Raw genomic sequence first — 15,479 nt, 5'->3', positions numbered from 1 at the left:
GACAAACAAGAGCAGGGACCCGGGAGCCGTGTCAACCCGATTTTCGCGGCAGCTCATTCGTCACTGGGTGCGGCCCGATCAGCTTCCGTAGAAACACGACCCCAGGCGGGTTCCGGCTTGACGCCACGCGCGACCGCCACCTACAAGTATGTCCGCATTTCGGACATTTCCGGAGGAAACCATGCCAACGAAGATCGCCGGGATCATCCCGCCCCTCACCACCCCGTTCGACCAGGACGGCGAGATCGACGAGAAGGCCTTCCGGCGCCAAGTGAAGTTCTTCCTCGACAAGGGCGTGCACGGCGTCTGCGTCGGGGGCAGCACCGGCGAGGGTCACACGCTCACCACCGACGAGTTCCGGCGGCTGATCGAGGTCTGCGCGGAGGAGCTGGGCGGCAAGGTGCCGCTCATCGCCGGCATCATCGCCAACTCGACCCGCGAGGCGATCGCCCGCGCCCGCGCCATCGAGGCGGTCGACGTCGCCGCGCTGCAGATCACGCCGGTGCACTACGTCTTCAAGCCGGACGAGGATGCCACCTACGGGCACTTCAAGACGCTGAGCGAGTCGGTCAAGCAGCCGGTCATCATCTACAACGTCGTGCCGTGGAACTACTTGAGCCCGGCGCTGCTGCTGCGCATCATGCGCGAGTTGCCGGGCGTGGTGGGCGTCAAGCAGAGCGCCGGCGACCTGAAGCTGATGGCCGACCTGCTGCTCGACGTGCCGGCCGGCAAGGTCGTGCTGACCGCGGTCGACGCGCTGCTCTACCCCTCGTTCGCGCTCGGCGCCCACGGCACGATCGCCGCCAACCCGGCCGCCGCGCCCGGCGCCTGCGTGGCGCTGTGGGACGCGGTCCAACGCGGCGACCACGCCGCGGCACTCGAGATCCACAAGCGCCTGCTGCGCTTCTGGAACACGATCGTCGGCGACAACCTGCCGGCCTGCGTGAAGCACGCGCTCGCGCTGCAAGGCTGCGAGGCCGGCGTGCCGCGCCAACCGATGCCGGTCGCCACCGCCCGCCAGAAGGAGGCGATCGCGCCCGCTCTCAAGCATCTCCTCGAGGTCGAGCGCGGCGGGCTGCTGGCCGCGGCCGAGTAAGCGCGCGAGGCGGAGCGCGGCGGCAACGTTGCCGCCGCGCCCGATACCCACTAGTTCGGGCTTGGTCCGCGTCCTGCTTCTCGGCGGCGCGGCCGCACCCGGAAGGATCCCCATGGCGGACGTCGACGCTGGTCGACAGAGCGTGAAGTCGCTCTTCAAGATGCTCGAGGTCCTGGAGGCGTTCTCCACGACCGACCGCGAGCTGAGCGTCGTCGAGATGGCGCAGCGCACCGGGTTGCCGCGCACCACCGTGCACCGGATCGTCGACAGCCTGCGCAGCGTCGGCTTCCTGGAGCAGGAGGCGAGCCGGGACCGCTACCGGCTCGGGCTGAAGCTGTTCGAGCTCGGCAGCAACGCGCTGACGAACCTGCCGCTCTACCGGGAGGCGCCGCCCTTCGTCGACACGCTCGCCAAGCTGAGCGGCGAGGACGTGCACCTGTGCGTGTTCGACGGCGCCCAGATGGTGTTCGTCAACCGGCGTGATCAGGTTGCGGCGCGCCCCCACAACACCGTGATCACGATGGAGGCCTCGCCGTGCCACTCGACGAGTGTCGGCAAGGCGGCGCTGGCTTTCCAGGGCGAGGCCGTGATCGACCGGATCATCCGGGCCGGGCTGCCGCGCTTTACGCCGAACACGATCGTCGATCCGGAGCAGCTCCGGGCCGAGCTCGCCAGGATCCGGGAGCGCGGCTACGCGGTCGACGAGTGCGAGCACGAGACGGAGCTGCGCTGCGTGGGCGCGCCGATCCGCAACGCGACGGGGCGGGTGTTCGCGGCGATCAGCGCGAGCGGCTCGAGCCGCCGCGTCTCGCCCGAGCGGGTTCCGGACCTCGCCCGGATGGTGATGAACCACGCCGAACTGCTGTCGCTGCGCCTGGGCTACCAGCCGGTTCGCCCCGACCAGCCTGGTAGTCCGGCAACCGAACGTGGCGCGGTCGGACGCAGCGAACGTCGGCGGAAGATGCCAACAACGATGGTAGGGGAGCATCCTGTCTGATCAGACGAGGAGTCCATCTAAGCGGGGTTGAAACCAGCTCGCCGCCGGGTTCACACTTTATCCGTCCAGGGATGCGGTATTGACTAACCAGTTCGCATAAGCTCGGCGTATGGAACCAGGCACGACAGACATGCCACGAGGGGCTGCTTCCGACCCGATCAAGTCGTCTCGGCTCCCTGACGCCATGCCGGGAAGCGGTTATTGCACGGGCACCTCTCTACGACTGACGCTGGCCGGAAACGGGATAGCGGCTTTGGAGCGGAGATAACAAAAAAACCGCCTTCGATTGGTTTGGATTCAGATTCTTCCGTGCCGTCCGGAATGTGCCGGAAGCAAACGTTCGCTGCGTCTTAGGCACCTCAGTTCACTGGCAACGGTTTCGGCTGCTCAGATGCGCGCCTAGGCCGAGCGCAGCCGTTCTTAGAACGGCGGTCGGCGCTCGGCCTCTTCTGGCCGTGATCTTGCCGGATCAATCTCATCCATCGAATAGGCCATGGCGGGTGCAAGCGCCGCGATCAGCGGGTCCCATCGGCGGCGAAGCTTCACGTAGAGCTCGGCTCCCGTCTCCTCATCGGCCGCGAGCGGCAGCCCGGCTTGGCGCAAGCGCTGCAAGGCAGCAAAATACCGTGCCCGCCACGGCTCAGCTTGGCCGTCGATAGGCTCGCTCCCCGCTTCCGGCGCCTGGTCAAGAAAGGTTTCGTCCAGCGTCGAAACGAGCATGAGCGACACGCTCCAAAGCTGCTGCACCGCGGCAGACTTCTTCACCCAGCCCGCCTTGTCGTCGGCCAGAGCGCTTTTGATGAGGGATACCGTGTCGAGGGCGAGAAGCGTGGTCCGGGAGACGGAGTAGTAAGGCTCCCGGAAACGGAAGTAGAAAAGGATCGGATAGAAGTGGTGGCCCTCTTTGATCTCGACCATCTCGCCGGCCAACTCAGACAGATTGTCATATCCCCCGCTGAGTTCGCTGTCGGGGAAGAGACCTGCCACAAGCTCGGCGGCGTCGCCCGTCTCGGCGGACATCGCGTGCATCTTGAGCCCGAGTGCATTCCGTTCCCGCAAGGCAGCATAGATTTGCATCAGGTAGGTCAGAGTGAGGGAAATCACGGACGTGCCAACCACAGAGTTGAACAGAAACATCACCTTCATGGCCGCCGAATGTGGTGCGAAGTCGCTTGCGCCGACAATGGAGAGACTGCTGCCGCCGACGTAGACCGCCGTAACAAGGTCCGTCGGCGTCTCACCGCTGCTTGCCCGAACGCCGGTGCTCAGTTCGGGATGGATGATCAATCCAGCGCCGAACGCGAGGAGCACCGACCAAGTCAAGACTAGCAGCACAAGGATGGCTGGCCCACAGAAGGACAATCCCATCGACCGGTAGGGTCCAGCCGGGAGCAGTCGAAACAGTCCCCACGTCAGCCGCGCGAGCTTATGGCTGAGGATGCCTGTTCCGACACGGGCGTAGAGCACCGTCAGGAACACGTCCAGAAGGACGGCCAGCATCAGAGCGGCGCCGAAAACCTGCTCTAAAGCACGCATCGCGATGCGCTCCTTGTAGCTGCACCGGGATCCTGAAGAGCGAGAACTCCGTACGGACTCCATACCTTTGAACCAAAGCGTCTAGCCCGACGACTAGGACGAGACACGCGTGAGCGCCAGCACCGGCCGTGCGGGCATCACGGGCCTACAGCATGGGAAGCCGACGCGGTCGCGGGCCGAGCGGGAACGCCGCGTCGAGCTGAGCGAGCTCAGCTTCCGTCAGCGACAGCGCGCCGGCGCCCGCGTTGTCGGCGGCGTGCTCGGGGCTGGACGCCTTGGGGATCGTGAAGGAGGACGACCGCCGCACCAGGAAGCGGAGCGCCACTTGGCGCGCGGTTGCCCCGCGGCTCTCTGCGATTTCCTCCAGCACGCGGCCGCCAAGCGTGCTCGAGCCGGGGAAGCTGCCGTGGCCGAAGGGACTGTAGGCGACCACGGCGATCCCGTGGGCCTCGCACCAGGGGAGCACGGCGTGCTCGATCGCGCGCTCCTGGAGGTGGTAGAGAACTTGGTTGCAGGCGATCCGGCCCCCGCCCCCAGCTTTCCACGCGGCATCGAGGTTGGGCACGTCGAAGTTGCTCACTCCCCAAGACAGGATCTTGCCCTGTTCGCGAAGCCGCTCGAAGCCGGCGAAGGTGTCCTCGAGCGGGTGCGGACCGGGCCAGTGGAGCAGGTAGCAGTCCAGCCTGTCAGTGTGCAGTCGCGTGAGCGAACGCTCGCAGGCCGCCACCGTCTCTTCACGAGAGGCGTTGCTGGGGAGGACCTTGGAGACGAGGAAAACCTCGTCGCGCCGTCCGGTGATCGCCTCGCCGACCACGGTCTCGGCGTCGCCGTACATCTCGGCGGTGTCGAAGTGGGTCATGCCGAGATCAAGGCCGCGGCGCAGGGCGGCGACCGCGGTGGGCCGGTGCGCGTCGTCGATGTACCAAGTTCCCTGGCCGATCACCGCAACCTCGCGCGGCACGGGACCGAACGGGCGCCGCTCCATGTTCTCCCCTCCCCACGAAAAAGGCGCGTGCTCCGCAGCGCCGGCTGGGTCGGCCGGTCTCACTCGGCCGCTGTCTGCCGCGATTGCCCGCGTGCGCTGGCGAACAGCCTGATCACCTCCGGGTTGAAGGCCGGGATGTCGTCGGGCTTGCGGCTTGTGACCAAGTTCCCGTCCACAACGACCGGCTGATCCACCCAGTCCGCTCCTGCGTTCCTCAAATCGGTTTGGAGCGAGGGCCACGAGGTCAGGCGCCGTCCGCGTGCGGCACCCGCCTCGATGATGGTCCAGGGGCCATGACAGATCGAAGCTACAGGCTTGCCCGCGTCGAAGAAGGCTTTCACGAAACCGACCGCTTCGGGCAGCGTCCGGAGCTTGTCGGGGTTGATGACGCCGCCCGGCAGCAGGATCGCGTCGAAGTCCTCGGGCCGGGCGCTGTCGAGTGGCATGTTCACAGGGAACGTGTCGCCCCACTCCGTGAACTTCCAGGCCTTCACCTGGCCGTCCTTGGGCGACACGAGCTGGGTCTCGGCGCCTGCCGCGTCGAGCGCCTTGCGCGGCTCGGTCATCTCGACCTGCTCGAAGCCGTCCGTCACCAGGATCGCGACCTTCAGGCCGTTGAAGGTTTCAGAAGCCATGTTCGTGCCTCCGTTCGACAAGGATTGGGTTCTTCGATGGAAATGGCTCTCGTGGGACGGCGCTCACTGCCCGCTCCGACGCAACGGCCCGCTCGAGGAAAAAACGCGGCCGCCGTTCGAGGACAGTGCGCTCGGGATCGGCCACCGGCGCACGCAACAGCCGCAGCCGGTGGGATGGGGCGCCGTCGTGGCACGTTGGCTCGCATCACGCTCGTTCGAGGCGAGGGCGCTGCGCTGGGTCGGGTCCATGCCGGTAATGGCCGGCGCTCTAAGAAACGTTCGCCACGCCCCGGTCCCGCAATCCGGGCAGGCGCATGGATCACGGAACTGCGCCATCGGCCGCATCACTGTAAACGGCCCGCACGCTTCGCACGCGTAGTCGTAGAACGGCATGGCATCCTCGATGCGCGAGGGCGATGGAGAGACGGCGGCGGAGCGGCCGAGGGAACGGCCGCCCGCCTGGACCGGTCGGTCACGCGGCTGGCTTGAGGACCACTTTGGTCCAGCCATCGTCGCGCGCGTCGAAGTGCTGGTAGGCGTTCGGCGCCTGTCCCAGCGGCAACTCATGTGAGACGATGAAGGACGGCTTCGCGCGGCCGGTCGAGATGAGGTCGCGCAGCTGCCGGTTATACGCTTTCACGTTGCACTGGCCGGTGCCGATGTGCTGGCCCTTGAACCAGAAGAGGCCGTAGTCGAAAACGATCTCGCCCTGCTTGTAGAGCGGGTCCTGGGGCGCCGGATCTTGCGGCACGTAGACGCCGACCACACCGATGCCGCCGGTGAATTTCACCGACCTCACCAAGTTGTTCATGGTCATGTTGGGGTGCTCTTGGCCGTCGGGCTCGTGCGCCTGGTAGCCGACGCACTCGCAGCCGCGGTCGGCGCCGATGCCATTCGTGAGCTCCATCACCTGATCCACCGGAGAGCCCTTCGAGTCGTCGATGGGCAGGGCGCCGATCGAGCCCGCAAGGCGTAGGCGGTCGGGATGGCGATCGACGACCATGACCATGCAGGCACCCTTGATCATCGCCGCGTGGGCCGCCATGAGGCCGACCGGCCCGGCCCCGTAGATGACGATCGACTCGCCCGGACGCAGTCCGGCAAGCTCGGTGGCGTGCCAGCCGGTCGGGAAGATGTCGGCCAACATCACGTAGTCGTTCTGCCGCTCCTCCGCATCCGGCGGCAGCTTCAGGCAGTTGTAGTCGCCGTAGGGGACGCGCAGCAGATCGGCCTGCCCGCCCCGGTAGGGGCCCATGTCGGCGAAGCCATACGCGGCGCCGGCCATGTTCGGCACGACGCTCCGATCCGCCGTGGTCAAGCAGAACGCGCTCAAGCCGCGCTCGCAGTTCCTGCAGAACCCGCAGCCGATGTTGAAGGGAATCGCAACCCAATCCCCGACTCTAACGCGATCAACGGCATCGCCCACTTCGGCTACCTGGCCGAGGTTCTCGTGCCCGAACACGCCGCCCTGCGGGAAGTCGGTCCGGCCCTCGTACATGTGCAGGTCGGAGCCGCAGATGTTGGTGCTCGTGATCCGCACCAGCACGTCGGTCGGCTTCTCGAGCTTGGCGTCCTGCACGTCCTGCACCGCCACGTCGCGAGGTCCGTTGTAGACGACTGCTCTCATGACACCCTCCTTGGGTTGCTCGCCTGAACCGGTTTCAATCGGCGTTGCAGGCGGCCGAAGTGGACTGGCTCTACCTCCGTCTTACGGCCGCCGCGTCCCCGTCCCCCTCGATGCGCCACAGCTGCGTTGTGAGGCGCGGGCCGTTCTCGGGCTTGAACCAGCTCATGTCCTGGATGCGCGAGCTCGTGACGTAGATCGTGCCGTCGGGTCCCTCGGCGAAAGTGTCGGGCCAGCGCAACCGGTCGTCCTGGACGAGGGTCGTATCGCGACCGCTGTCGCGGACCTTCACGGCGTTGTCCTCGATGGCGCTGAGGTAGAGCCGCCCGCGCTTATCGATCCACAGGCCGTCCGTGGGCTCGCTCTCGCCGACCCGCTCGATGCGGGATTCTAACTCCCTCGCGGACAGGCGCGGATTGTCGAGCGGCTCGGTCGCGATGCGATACAGCGTCCTGCCGGTCAGCGCCTTCCAGTAGAGGTGACGACCATCGGGGGAGAGCGCGATGCTATCGGCCGCGAACTCGACGCCACGGCCGTCGGGCCGGCGCAACGCTTGTCCATCCGTCCTCACTACAACACCCTTTTCCGGCTGCGTGCTTGGATGTCCGTCAAGGACGCGTCGCGCTTCACCACTCTGGAGATCGACGACGATGAGCGCGCCCTTCGCGCCCGAATCCGTCAGGTACGCACGGCGCCCATCTGGGCTGAAGCGCACGTCGTTGAGGTAGCTGCCCTGCGGCGCCACCGCTTCGACGAAGGGGATGGTTTGCGCGACCTTGTTCGCCCTCAGGTCAATCCGGACAAGCTTCGGTCCACCCGGGACGACCTGCGCGGACGCCGGAGCCGCGGCATCGACCACCCAGAGGCTTTCGCGCCCGTCGGCTACGACGCTCTGCACGCAAACGAAGTGGTCATGCGGGGAGATCTGGTCCTTCTTGGCGTTTCGCCAAGCGTTCCATTCCTCGTTCGGGTAGGGCTTGACTTGACCATTCCCCGTGACTTCAGCGACGGAGACGGGCGCATCCTCGCTCCAACGCGGGAAATTCACGAAGATGCGCCCGTCCGCCGCGACCGTCACCCCGGTGACTTGGTGCTCGAAGCCCACCACGAGCTGCAGCCGCGCCGCGCCGGCCGGCGCCGGAGTAGCCGGCTGCTGCGCGAGGGATGGGCCGCTGGAGAGGAGCGCCAACGCGAGGGCAGTGGATGCAGCGGCTGCGAAGTTGGTCATGATCACCCCATCGGCACGGGCAGGCTTGCGACGGGCGGCGGCTCCTACGGTGCGAACACCGCGCGCACGCAGCCGTCCGTCTTGTGCTTGAACATGTCGTAGCCGTGCGGTCCGTCCTCGAGCGAGAAGCGGTGGGTGGCGAGGTAGGCCGGGTTGAGTTCGCCCTTCTGGGCATGCGCGAGCAGCCGGTCCATGTAGGCTTGCCCGTGCTGCTGGGCGCTCCGCACCGTCATGCCCTTGTTCATGATGACGCCCATCGGGAACTTGTCGATCAGTCCGTAGACGCCGAGCACCGACAGCGTGCCGCCCTTGCGGCAAGCCATGACGGCTTCGCGGAGCGCCTGGGCGCGATCGGTCTCCAGGCGCAACGCCTGCTTCACGCGGTCGTAGGCGTATTGGGATCCGGTGCCGTGCGCCTCCATCCCGACGGCATCGATGCAGGCATCTGGCCCGCGCCCGCCCGTCATCTCCTTCAACGCTTCCAGGACGCTGTGCACTTGCGTGTAGTCGATTGTCTCGGAGCCGGCGTGCTCGCGCGCCATCCGTAGCCGCTCGGGGAAGCGGTCGATCGCGATTACCCGCTCGGCGCCCATCAGCCGCGCGCTCTGCTGCGCCATCAGGCCCACGCCGCCGCACCCCCACACCGCGACCGTGTCGCCCGGCTGGATGCCGCAGAAATCGGCGCCCATGTAGCCCGTCGGTGCGGCATCGGAGAGGAACAGCGCCGTCTCGTCCGCGACGCCCTCGGGTACCTTGAAGCAGTCCACGTCGGCATGAGGCACGCGGATATACTCAGCGTGGGATCCCGCATAACCCCCGAAGGCATGCGTATAACCGTAGATGCCGGCTGTCGGATATCCGAGCAGCGGCTCCTGGAGTTCCGGTTTCGGGTGAGTGCAGTCGCAGAGAGAGAAGAGTTTCTGCTGGCAATACCAGCATTGACCGCAGGCAATGAACGAAGGAACAACGACCCGGTCGCCTTTCTTCACCTGTTTCACCTCTGGCCCGACCTCGATGACCTCGCCCATGAACTCGTGGCCGATCACGTCGCCGGCTTTCATGGTCGGGATGTAGCCGTCGATGAAATGCAGGTCCGAGCCGCAGGTGGTCGACAACCTGACCTTCAAGATGGCGTCGCGCGGGTTGACGATCTCGGGGTCCTTGACGGTTCCGACGCGCAGGTCGTTGACACCATTCCAGTAGAGCGCGCGCATGACAAAGCTCCTCAGCGGGAATCACGCCGGGCCGCCGGCTGACGATCGGTGGTGGGAATCTCGCCTGTCAGGACAAGGCTCTTGAAGTAGTGCAGCGCTTTCGACGCGAGTTCCTTTGGCACGACGCCATTGAAGAAGCGGGCGGCCACGTCGCCGAGCATGCCCCCGGGCGGATCGAAGCGGACGCGCAACGTGGCAATCGTGCCGCGACCGCCCGGCGCCGCGCGGAAGCGGATCTCGTTTTCGGTCACAAGGGCGCCGCCGCCGCCCGCGCTTGCACGGATCAGCTCGCCAGGCCGCTCTTCGGTGATCTGCATGACCCAGGCACGGCTTTGGCCGAGCGGGCCGTCGGCGCGCCACTCGCTCCGTCCGTCTCCGGTCGGGCGAATATCAGCCAAGAACGCCATGATCCGCGGGAGCGTCGCCGGCTCTCGCCAAGCCCGATAGAGTTCGTCGGCGGGGCGCTCGATCGTGATGGAATATTCGACCTCGGGCTCCGCGCTCCAGCCGTTTGCAGCCTCGGTCTCTCGCGCGCGCCCTCGACTCGGCTGACCGAGCCGCTGGGTGCCGAGGATGGCAAGAGCAGCCACTCCCGCTGCACCGGCCAGCGCCCATCCGACGCCACCGAAGCCGAGCCCGGCGTGCTCCCGCGAGCCAGCCGAAACGCGATAATGCTCCATTTGGTCGCGCGTTTCGCCGTTGCCGTATCGATCAGCCATGGGTCACCCCCTTGGGCAGATTGCTGCGATGTGCGGACTCGCGTGATGGTCAGGCGGCGCGTTGGGATGCGGGACGACCGGCTCCGAGCAGCCCGACCATCTCGCGGTTGAAAACGTCGGCTGAGCACCTCGGTCAGATAAGGGGGTGTTTCTAAGGATGTTCCCGTTGTTTGCGCGAGCCGGCAAGCTTCAGTGCACCGCCGACGTCATTCGCTCGATCTCTTACGCCTCGCGGGGCGATCAGGCGGGCATGTCAACCTGATGGCTTCAATCCGGCGGCGGCAACCATCGCTACAAGCTCGGACAGCGTCTTGGTGCCGAGCCGCTCCAGCAGGCGCGCACGATTAAACTCGACCGGCGTGGTGATACCCTTCTTGGTGCCGCCGCCAAGCAAGCCCTCGAGCACCTCGCGGTCACGGGTGGAGAGTTGAGCAATCCGGGCTGACGTGACCTCGGTTGAGCGATCGCGCTCTCGCACCACTGTGTGGGACCGGGCCGAAGGAGCCGTACGTTTCCTGAACGAATGTCCGGTTTGGGGCGCAGCAGCCCGCGACTTAAGCGGCGGGGATGGGCGCAAAGCCGTCGATCGTAGTTTTGCACTCAACGTCCGCTTCTTTGATCTCGCCGCTCAAAATCGGACCGGCAACAATCCACCCCGAGCGGTCATTCCGCTGCTCCAGCTTGGATGTCAACAAAACGACCGTTTTCCTTACACCCCTGAGACCCGACTCAGTTGACGTGCTTGACGCTAGAAGGTGCAGAGATGTTTTTCGTCATAAAAACATGTCAGAAAAACATCTGCTCGGAAAATGCTGCATGCCTTTTCTTGACACAATCGTCGGCAATCCTCAGGCAGATTGGATCGATGCCGGCCGCGTCTCGCTAAGCAGACTAAGCATCCAAGCTAAGCCTTCATCCATCAACGCAGCCTTGGTGGTGACAGCATTCAGCCGGAAACGCCCGAGTGGCGCTGGCGCCTCGATGGCCACGACCCCAAAGCGCCCCGCGTACGTCGCGGCGAAGCACCTGGGCAGCGCGCAGAGCAGGTCCGTCTCGGCCACCACTGCAAGCGCAAACAGGAAGTTCGGAACCGTCAGCGCGATCCTGCGGGTGCGTCCCTGCTCGCCGAGAACCCGATCGACGAAGCCGTGCCCGTCGCCCGTGACCGATACGAGCAAATGCTGCATCGCGCAGTAGCGGTCCAAGTTCGGATCGGCCGCGAAAGAGTGGCCGGCCCGTGCCGCGATGACGAAGTCCTCCTCGTAGAGGACCTGTTTGGCAAAGCGCGCCGGAACGTCGTCCGACGGGATGACCGCAGCATCGAGTTTGCACGCCTCTAGATCCAGCAAGGAGGACAGCCAAGCGCGTTCGACCGACGTCTCACCTCGGGTGGGCAGCAGCTGACAGATCCCGAGGTCGATGCTGGGCGCGGCTTGCCGCAGCCTCTGCAGAAGCGGCGGCAGGATCACGGCGGAGACCCCGTCGGGAGCGCCGATCGTGAACCTGCGCCGCGACGTTGCCGGATCGAACGGTTCGGCGGACGCGACGACGCTCCTCACCCGCGCCAGTGCGTCGGCCACGGCGGCAGACAGATCCTCCGCCCGCGCCGTCGGCACCACGCCCCTTGGCGTCCGCAGGAAGAGTGGGTCGTTGAGCAGCCGCCGCAGGCGCCCGAGGCCGTGACTGACTGCCGAAGGCGACAGGCTCAACCGGTCGGCCGCGCGGCCGACGTGGCGCTCGGCCAGCACGGCCTCGAACAGGACGAGGAGGTTGAGGTCGACGCGTGAGAGGTCAACCTGCTTCAGCATATCGCTGAAATCATACCACTGGCTTCAGGAAAGCCCAATCGCGATCGTGGTCGGGCGGGCTGCTCGCGGCGGCCTCGCATCCCCGACCACCAGTGAGGGTTCATCGCGATGACCATCGCACGACGCGCGGCCGCCATCGCCGCTAGCCTCGGCCTCGCCACCCTAGGAACCTCGGCCGTAACCAGCCACGTCAGCGTCGCGGGCGCGGACCGCGCCGCCGAGGACGTGGTCGCAGAGCTCGTCGGGCGATCTGAGCAGGCCCACGCCGCGCTCATGCGCGGGGACGTCGGGCGATACCGCAGCTTGATCACCTACACGGACGACTTCACGCTGATGTCTCCCTTCGGCGGCAAGCCCACGCGCGGCTGGGACCTCACGCCCGAGCGGCTCGAGGCGATGAAACGGTTCTTCCGGAACGGCGCGTTCGAGCAGGAAGTGGTGCAAACGTACGGCTCGGCGGATCTGGTGGTGCTGGCGCTGATCGAGCGTCAGCGGGTCGAGGTCGGCGGGCTGCCTGCGCAGGATTGGCCGCTGCGCGTCACCCTGGTGTACCGCCGCGACGGGTCGCACTGGCGGCTGGCGCACAGGCACGCCGACCCGCTAGTTGCGCGTGTCAGTCTCGAGCAGGCAGCTGCGTTAGCCAGGGGTGAGGGGATGCGCTCGAAGAATGCAAACGACTAGGAAGCGTCGATCAACCCACGATGCACAGATAGCCGACTGGTGCTCGGGTAGGTCACCGCTACGCTTGAACTCGCCGGCGATTTTTGACCGACTGGCCGGATCAGATGGGGAGCCTGCTGAGGCGACAACCTCAGCGTCGAGCCATTTCATGGGTGAGGCGATATCCGGGAGATACTTGGCAGTTTCCTGATCAGCCTCGGGGAGTAGATCTGCAGGCATGTTTCCGGGCTCCTGAATGTGTTCCAGATCACAGTCAAGGGCCGCTGATTTCTTCAGAAACGTGAGCGCACCGGCACCGCCGGCCTTGCAGCAAGGGAAATCGCCGTGTTCCTCGCCTATCTGCTCGCCCGCCTCCGCGACATCCGGAGCAGGAGGCGCAGCCTTCGCGAGCTCGCCCACCTCGACGCGCGCACGTTGGCCGACATCGGCCTCAGCCGGTCGCACGACCGAGGCAAGGTCGTGTTCCGACTTAACCCCTAAAACGGTCTGAGTTGCAGCATAAGCCTCAAACACTGGGTTCTTATGGCTCAGCATTCAAAACATTGCATCAGAGTGCAGTGCTCATTTTGCTCGCTATGATCGGAGCAAGTCATGCTCAGGCTCGCAGCTCTCCTCTATGGGGCCTTCGCCTACCTCGTGTTCTTCGCGACATTCCTCTATGCGGTCGGCTTCCTCGGCCAGGTCGCCGTGCCGAAGGCGATCGACGACGGCGCCGTCGGCTCCGTGGCGGTCGCGGTGGTGGTCGACGTCGCGCTCCTCACGCTCTTCGCGCTCCAGCACAGCGTCATGGCGCGCCCGGCCTTCAAGCGGTGGTGGACGCGCTTCGTGCCCGCAGTCGTGGAGCGGAGCACCTTCGTACTCTTCGCCAGCCTCGTACTCGCCCTGCTGTTCTGGCAGTGGCGCCCGCTGCCCCAGGCAGTCTGGACCGTGACCGACCCGGCCGGGGCGACCCTTGTCACCGGGCTGTTCTGGCTCGGCTGGCTGATCGTTCTCGCGAGCACGTTCATGATCAGCCACTTCGAGCTGTTCGGCTTGACCCAGGTCTACGCAGCCTGGAGGCAGCGGGCAGTCGCCGAGACGGGCTTCGTCACGCCCTTCCTGTACCGGTACGTCCGGCACCCGATCTACCTCGGCTTCATCGTCGCGTTCTGGGCGGCGGCGACGATGAGTGCTGGTCACCTGCTCTTCGCGGGAGTGGCGACGCTCTACATCCTGGTCGGGATCCGGCTCGAGGAGCGCGACCTCCTCGCGCTGCTCGGCCAGCGCTACGCTCGCTACCGGGCCGAAGTCGGCATGCTAATGCCGCGATTGCGGATTGGGCGGTCAGCAGTCAGGGATGAACGCACCCTGCGTGGATAGGTGAACCGTCACCCGAGTGGCTCCAGCGGGCAACTCGGGTGGTTCATTTTGGGTATACGCTTCCTGAACCAGGCTGTGATTGGTTCAGTAAACCGGTTCGGACCAACCAAAATGAACCGGTAATCAGTGAACCATCCAAACTGAATCAGGGCACGCGCTCGCCGGCGTGGCGGCGATCAGTCGGCCGCAGCCGCTCCAGGCAGCACCGGCATCTCTCGCCGCATGTAGGCGTCGAACAACGGCACCGTGAACGCGGTGTCGCCGTGCGCGGGCGAGTAGATCATGCCCTTCTTGATGAGGGCGTTGCGTGTCGGCGCCACGGACGCCACCTTGAGCTTGAGCTTGTCCGCGATATCGCCGGAACGGTGCGTGCCACGTCCCATCTCCGCGAGCGCGCGCATGTACCGCTTCTCAGCCGGCGTGCAGCGGTCGAACCGAACGCGGAAGAAGCTCTGGTCGAGCTCGCGCACTGCCGCCACGCCAGCCCGCTCGATCACGTCGAAATCGATGTGGTCGCTCTCGGCCGCGTTCCAGGCCTCGTAGCCCCACTGCTGCAGGAAGTAGGGGTACTTCTCGGTATCCGCGATGACCCGCTCGACCGCCGCGTCGCTGAACGTGACCCCCTCGTCAGCCGCCGGCCGGACGATGGCCGCCACCGCATCGTCGTGCGAGAGCGCCCCGATTTCGGGGTAGCGGAACAGCCGCTCAGCATAAGATTTCGAGTTGCCCGCGAGTGCCCGGATCTGCGGCAGGCCCGCGCCGACGAGGATTAACGGTAGGCTACGCTGGTTAACGCGATGCACCGCCATGATCAGCGCGCTGAACTCACGCTCTTCCAGGTACTGCATCTCGTCGAGAAAGATCGCCACAGGCTTGCCGGCCGCTTTCGCGGCTTCGGCGATCGCCAGGATCAGCTCGGGGAGGTCGGCCTCGATGTTGCCGCTGTCAGCAAGGCCAGCCTCGGCGTTGATGCCGAGGCTCAGGCCGTCATCGCCGCCTACTGAGAACTCGAGCCCGGAGAGGAAGCCCTTGAGCCCGCGCAGGCCGCGCCGGGCCAACTCCTTGCCGCTCTCGATGGCGCTCAGGCTGAGCAGGATCGTGCGAAGGGACGGCGCGATCAGCTCGGGCAGCCGCCTGCCTTCGTGGGCTTCGATGAAGGCGCTCTTGAACGTGTGGGCATCGGCAACCTCGTTCAGGCGGTTGAGCAAGACCGTCTTACCGACGCCGCGCAGGCCGACCAGGATCAGGCTCTGCGTCGCGCGGCCGAGGGCCACCCGCTGCAAGGCGGTCGTGCCGGTCGCGAGCACGTCGGCGCGGCCGGCGAGCTCCGGTGGCGGAGAGCCCGCACCAGGGGCGTAGGGGTTGCGGACAGGATCCATATCAAGCGATCTTATGGGTTTATAGCGGATTTCCACTATAATCACATAACATCGCTATAACAAGGCGGCGGCGCCTCAGCCTTGCCCGTGTTCGCCGCCCGCCCATGTCCGCCACGGCGTCCGACAATCAAGCTGTCCGCATTCCCGTCCACGCTCGAGGGAAACCGGACACTGTCCGCCATTCCACCAAACGAGCGAATGACGGACCGGTGGTAACC

The 15,479-nt window shown here is 65.9% G+C and carries 16 protein-coding genes; 4 read left to right on the top strand and 12 right to left on the bottom strand.

The genetic code is table 11. From position 1 onward, the window contains the following. The first annotated feature begins 181 nt into the window (after positions 1-181). Entirely contained in the window at positions 182-1,096 is a 915-nt protein-coding gene (locus DT057_RS22230) for a dihydrodipicolinate synthase family protein (protein WP_128564291.1), read from the top strand. 112 nt (positions 1,097-1,208) lie between these two features. Beyond that, positions 1,209-2,093: an IclR family transcriptional regulator gene (locus DT057_RS22225; protein WP_128564290.1), complete on the top strand. Its 885-nt coding sequence runs from the start codon at positions 1,209-1,211 to the stop codon at positions 2,091-2,093. A 420-nt stretch (positions 2,094-2,513) separates the two neighbouring features. Here the strand turns inward: DT057_RS22225 and DT057_RS22220 are convergent, their stop codons facing one another. The 10 genes from DT057_RS22220 to DT057_RS22180 all read right to left on the bottom strand — a co-directional run bounded on the left by DT057_RS22220 (position 2,514) and on the right by DT057_RS22180 (position 11,842). Next, on the bottom strand, positions 2,514-3,629 hold the full coding sequence (locus DT057_RS22220) for a two pore domain potassium channel family protein (protein ID WP_128564289.1): 1,116 nt from the start codon (positions 3,627-3,629) through the stop codon (positions 2,514-2,516). 145 nt (positions 3,630-3,774) lie between these two features. Continuing rightward, positions 3,775-4,614 carry an aldo/keto reductase gene (locus tag DT057_RS22215; RefSeq protein WP_128564288.1) on the bottom strand — a complete coding sequence of 280 codons (840 nt, stop codon included), beginning with the start codon at positions 4,612-4,614 and terminating at the stop codon, positions 3,775-3,777. Positions 4,615-4,673: 59 nt separating this feature from the next. Continuing rightward, complete coding sequence (locus DT057_RS22210) at positions 4,674-5,249, bottom strand: type 1 glutamine amidotransferase domain-containing protein (RefSeq protein WP_128564287.1); 576 nt, start codon at positions 5,247-5,249, stop codon at positions 4,674-4,676. A 63-nt stretch (positions 5,250-5,312) separates the two neighbouring features. Next, on the bottom strand, positions 5,313-5,642 hold the full coding sequence (locus DT057_RS37545; RefSeq protein ID WP_128564286.1) for an FmdB family zinc ribbon protein: 330 nt from the start codon (positions 5,640-5,642) through the stop codon (positions 5,313-5,315). 79 nt (positions 5,643-5,721) lie between these two features. Continuing rightward, positions 5,722-6,876 (bottom strand): glutathione-independent formaldehyde dehydrogenase, encoded by a 1,155-nt coding sequence (locus DT057_RS22200; RefSeq protein ID WP_128564285.1) that lies wholly within the window; start codon positions 6,874-6,876, stop codon positions 5,722-5,724. A gap of 70 nt (positions 6,877-6,946) precedes the next feature. After that, a complete protein-coding gene (locus tag DT057_RS22195; protein WP_128564284.1) occupies positions 6,947-8,101 on the bottom strand; it encodes an SMP-30/gluconolactonase/LRE family protein in 1,155 nt (384 codons plus the stop codon). Between the two features lie 44 nt (positions 8,102-8,145). Beyond that, positions 8,146-9,315: a zinc-dependent alcohol dehydrogenase gene (locus DT057_RS22190; protein ID WP_128564283.1), complete on the bottom strand. Its 1,170-nt coding sequence runs from the start codon at positions 9,313-9,315 to the stop codon at positions 8,146-8,148. An 11-nt stretch (positions 9,316-9,326) separates the two neighbouring features. Next, entirely contained in the window at positions 9,327-10,034 is a 708-nt protein-coding gene (locus DT057_RS22185; protein WP_128564282.1) for an SRPBCC family protein, read from the bottom strand. Positions 10,035-10,287: 253 nt separating this feature from the next. After that, positions 10,288-10,440, bottom strand: coding sequence for a hypothetical protein (locus DT057_RS35570; RefSeq protein WP_162501470.1), 153 nt, complete (start codon positions 10,438-10,440; stop codon positions 10,288-10,290). A gap of 442 nt (positions 10,441-10,882) precedes the next feature. After that, positions 10,883-11,842: a LysR family transcriptional regulator gene (locus DT057_RS22180; protein WP_128564281.1), complete on the bottom strand. Its 960-nt coding sequence runs from the start codon at positions 11,840-11,842 to the stop codon at positions 10,883-10,885. A 108-nt stretch (positions 11,843-11,950) separates the two neighbouring features. Here DT057_RS22180 and DT057_RS22175 point away from each other — a divergent pair, with 108 nt between their 5' ends. Next, positions 11,951-12,523 (top strand): YybH family protein, encoded by a 573-nt coding sequence (locus tag DT057_RS22175; RefSeq protein WP_128564280.1) that lies wholly within the window; start codon positions 11,951-11,953, stop codon positions 12,521-12,523. Here the strand turns inward: DT057_RS22175 and DT057_RS37660 are convergent. After that, the gene (locus DT057_RS37660; RefSeq protein ID WP_455429822.1) at positions 12,479-13,057 is read right to left on the bottom strand and encodes a hypothetical protein; all 579 of its coding nucleotides are present in this window, start codon (positions 13,055-13,057) and stop codon (positions 12,479-12,481) included. The two genes, DT057_RS22175 and DT057_RS37660, sit on opposite strands and share 45 nt — an antisense overlap. A 57-nt stretch (positions 13,058-13,114) precedes the next feature. On the opposite strand from DT057_RS37660, the gene mddA reads away from it, so the two are divergent. Further along, a complete protein-coding gene (gene mddA, locus DT057_RS22165) occupies positions 13,115-13,882 on the top strand; it encodes a methanethiol S-methyltransferase (protein WP_128564279.1) in 768 nt (255 codons plus the stop codon). 176 nt (positions 13,883-14,058) lie between these two features. Here mddA and DT057_RS22160 read toward each other — a convergent pair whose 3' ends face one another. Then, complete coding sequence (locus tag DT057_RS22160) at positions 14,059-15,261, bottom strand: ATP-binding protein (RefSeq protein WP_128564278.1); 1,203 nt, start codon at positions 15,259-15,261, stop codon at positions 14,059-14,061. Between the last annotated feature and the right edge of the window lie 218 nt (positions 15,262-15,479).

The organism is Methylobacterium crusticola (assembly GCF_003574465.1).
Classification (GTDB): domain Bacteria; phylum Pseudomonadota; class Alphaproteobacteria; order Rhizobiales; family Beijerinckiaceae; genus Methylobacterium; species Methylobacterium crusticola.
Note: the sequence above shows the minus strand (reverse complement) of the source record. Positions and strands in the feature narration are given on the sequence as shown.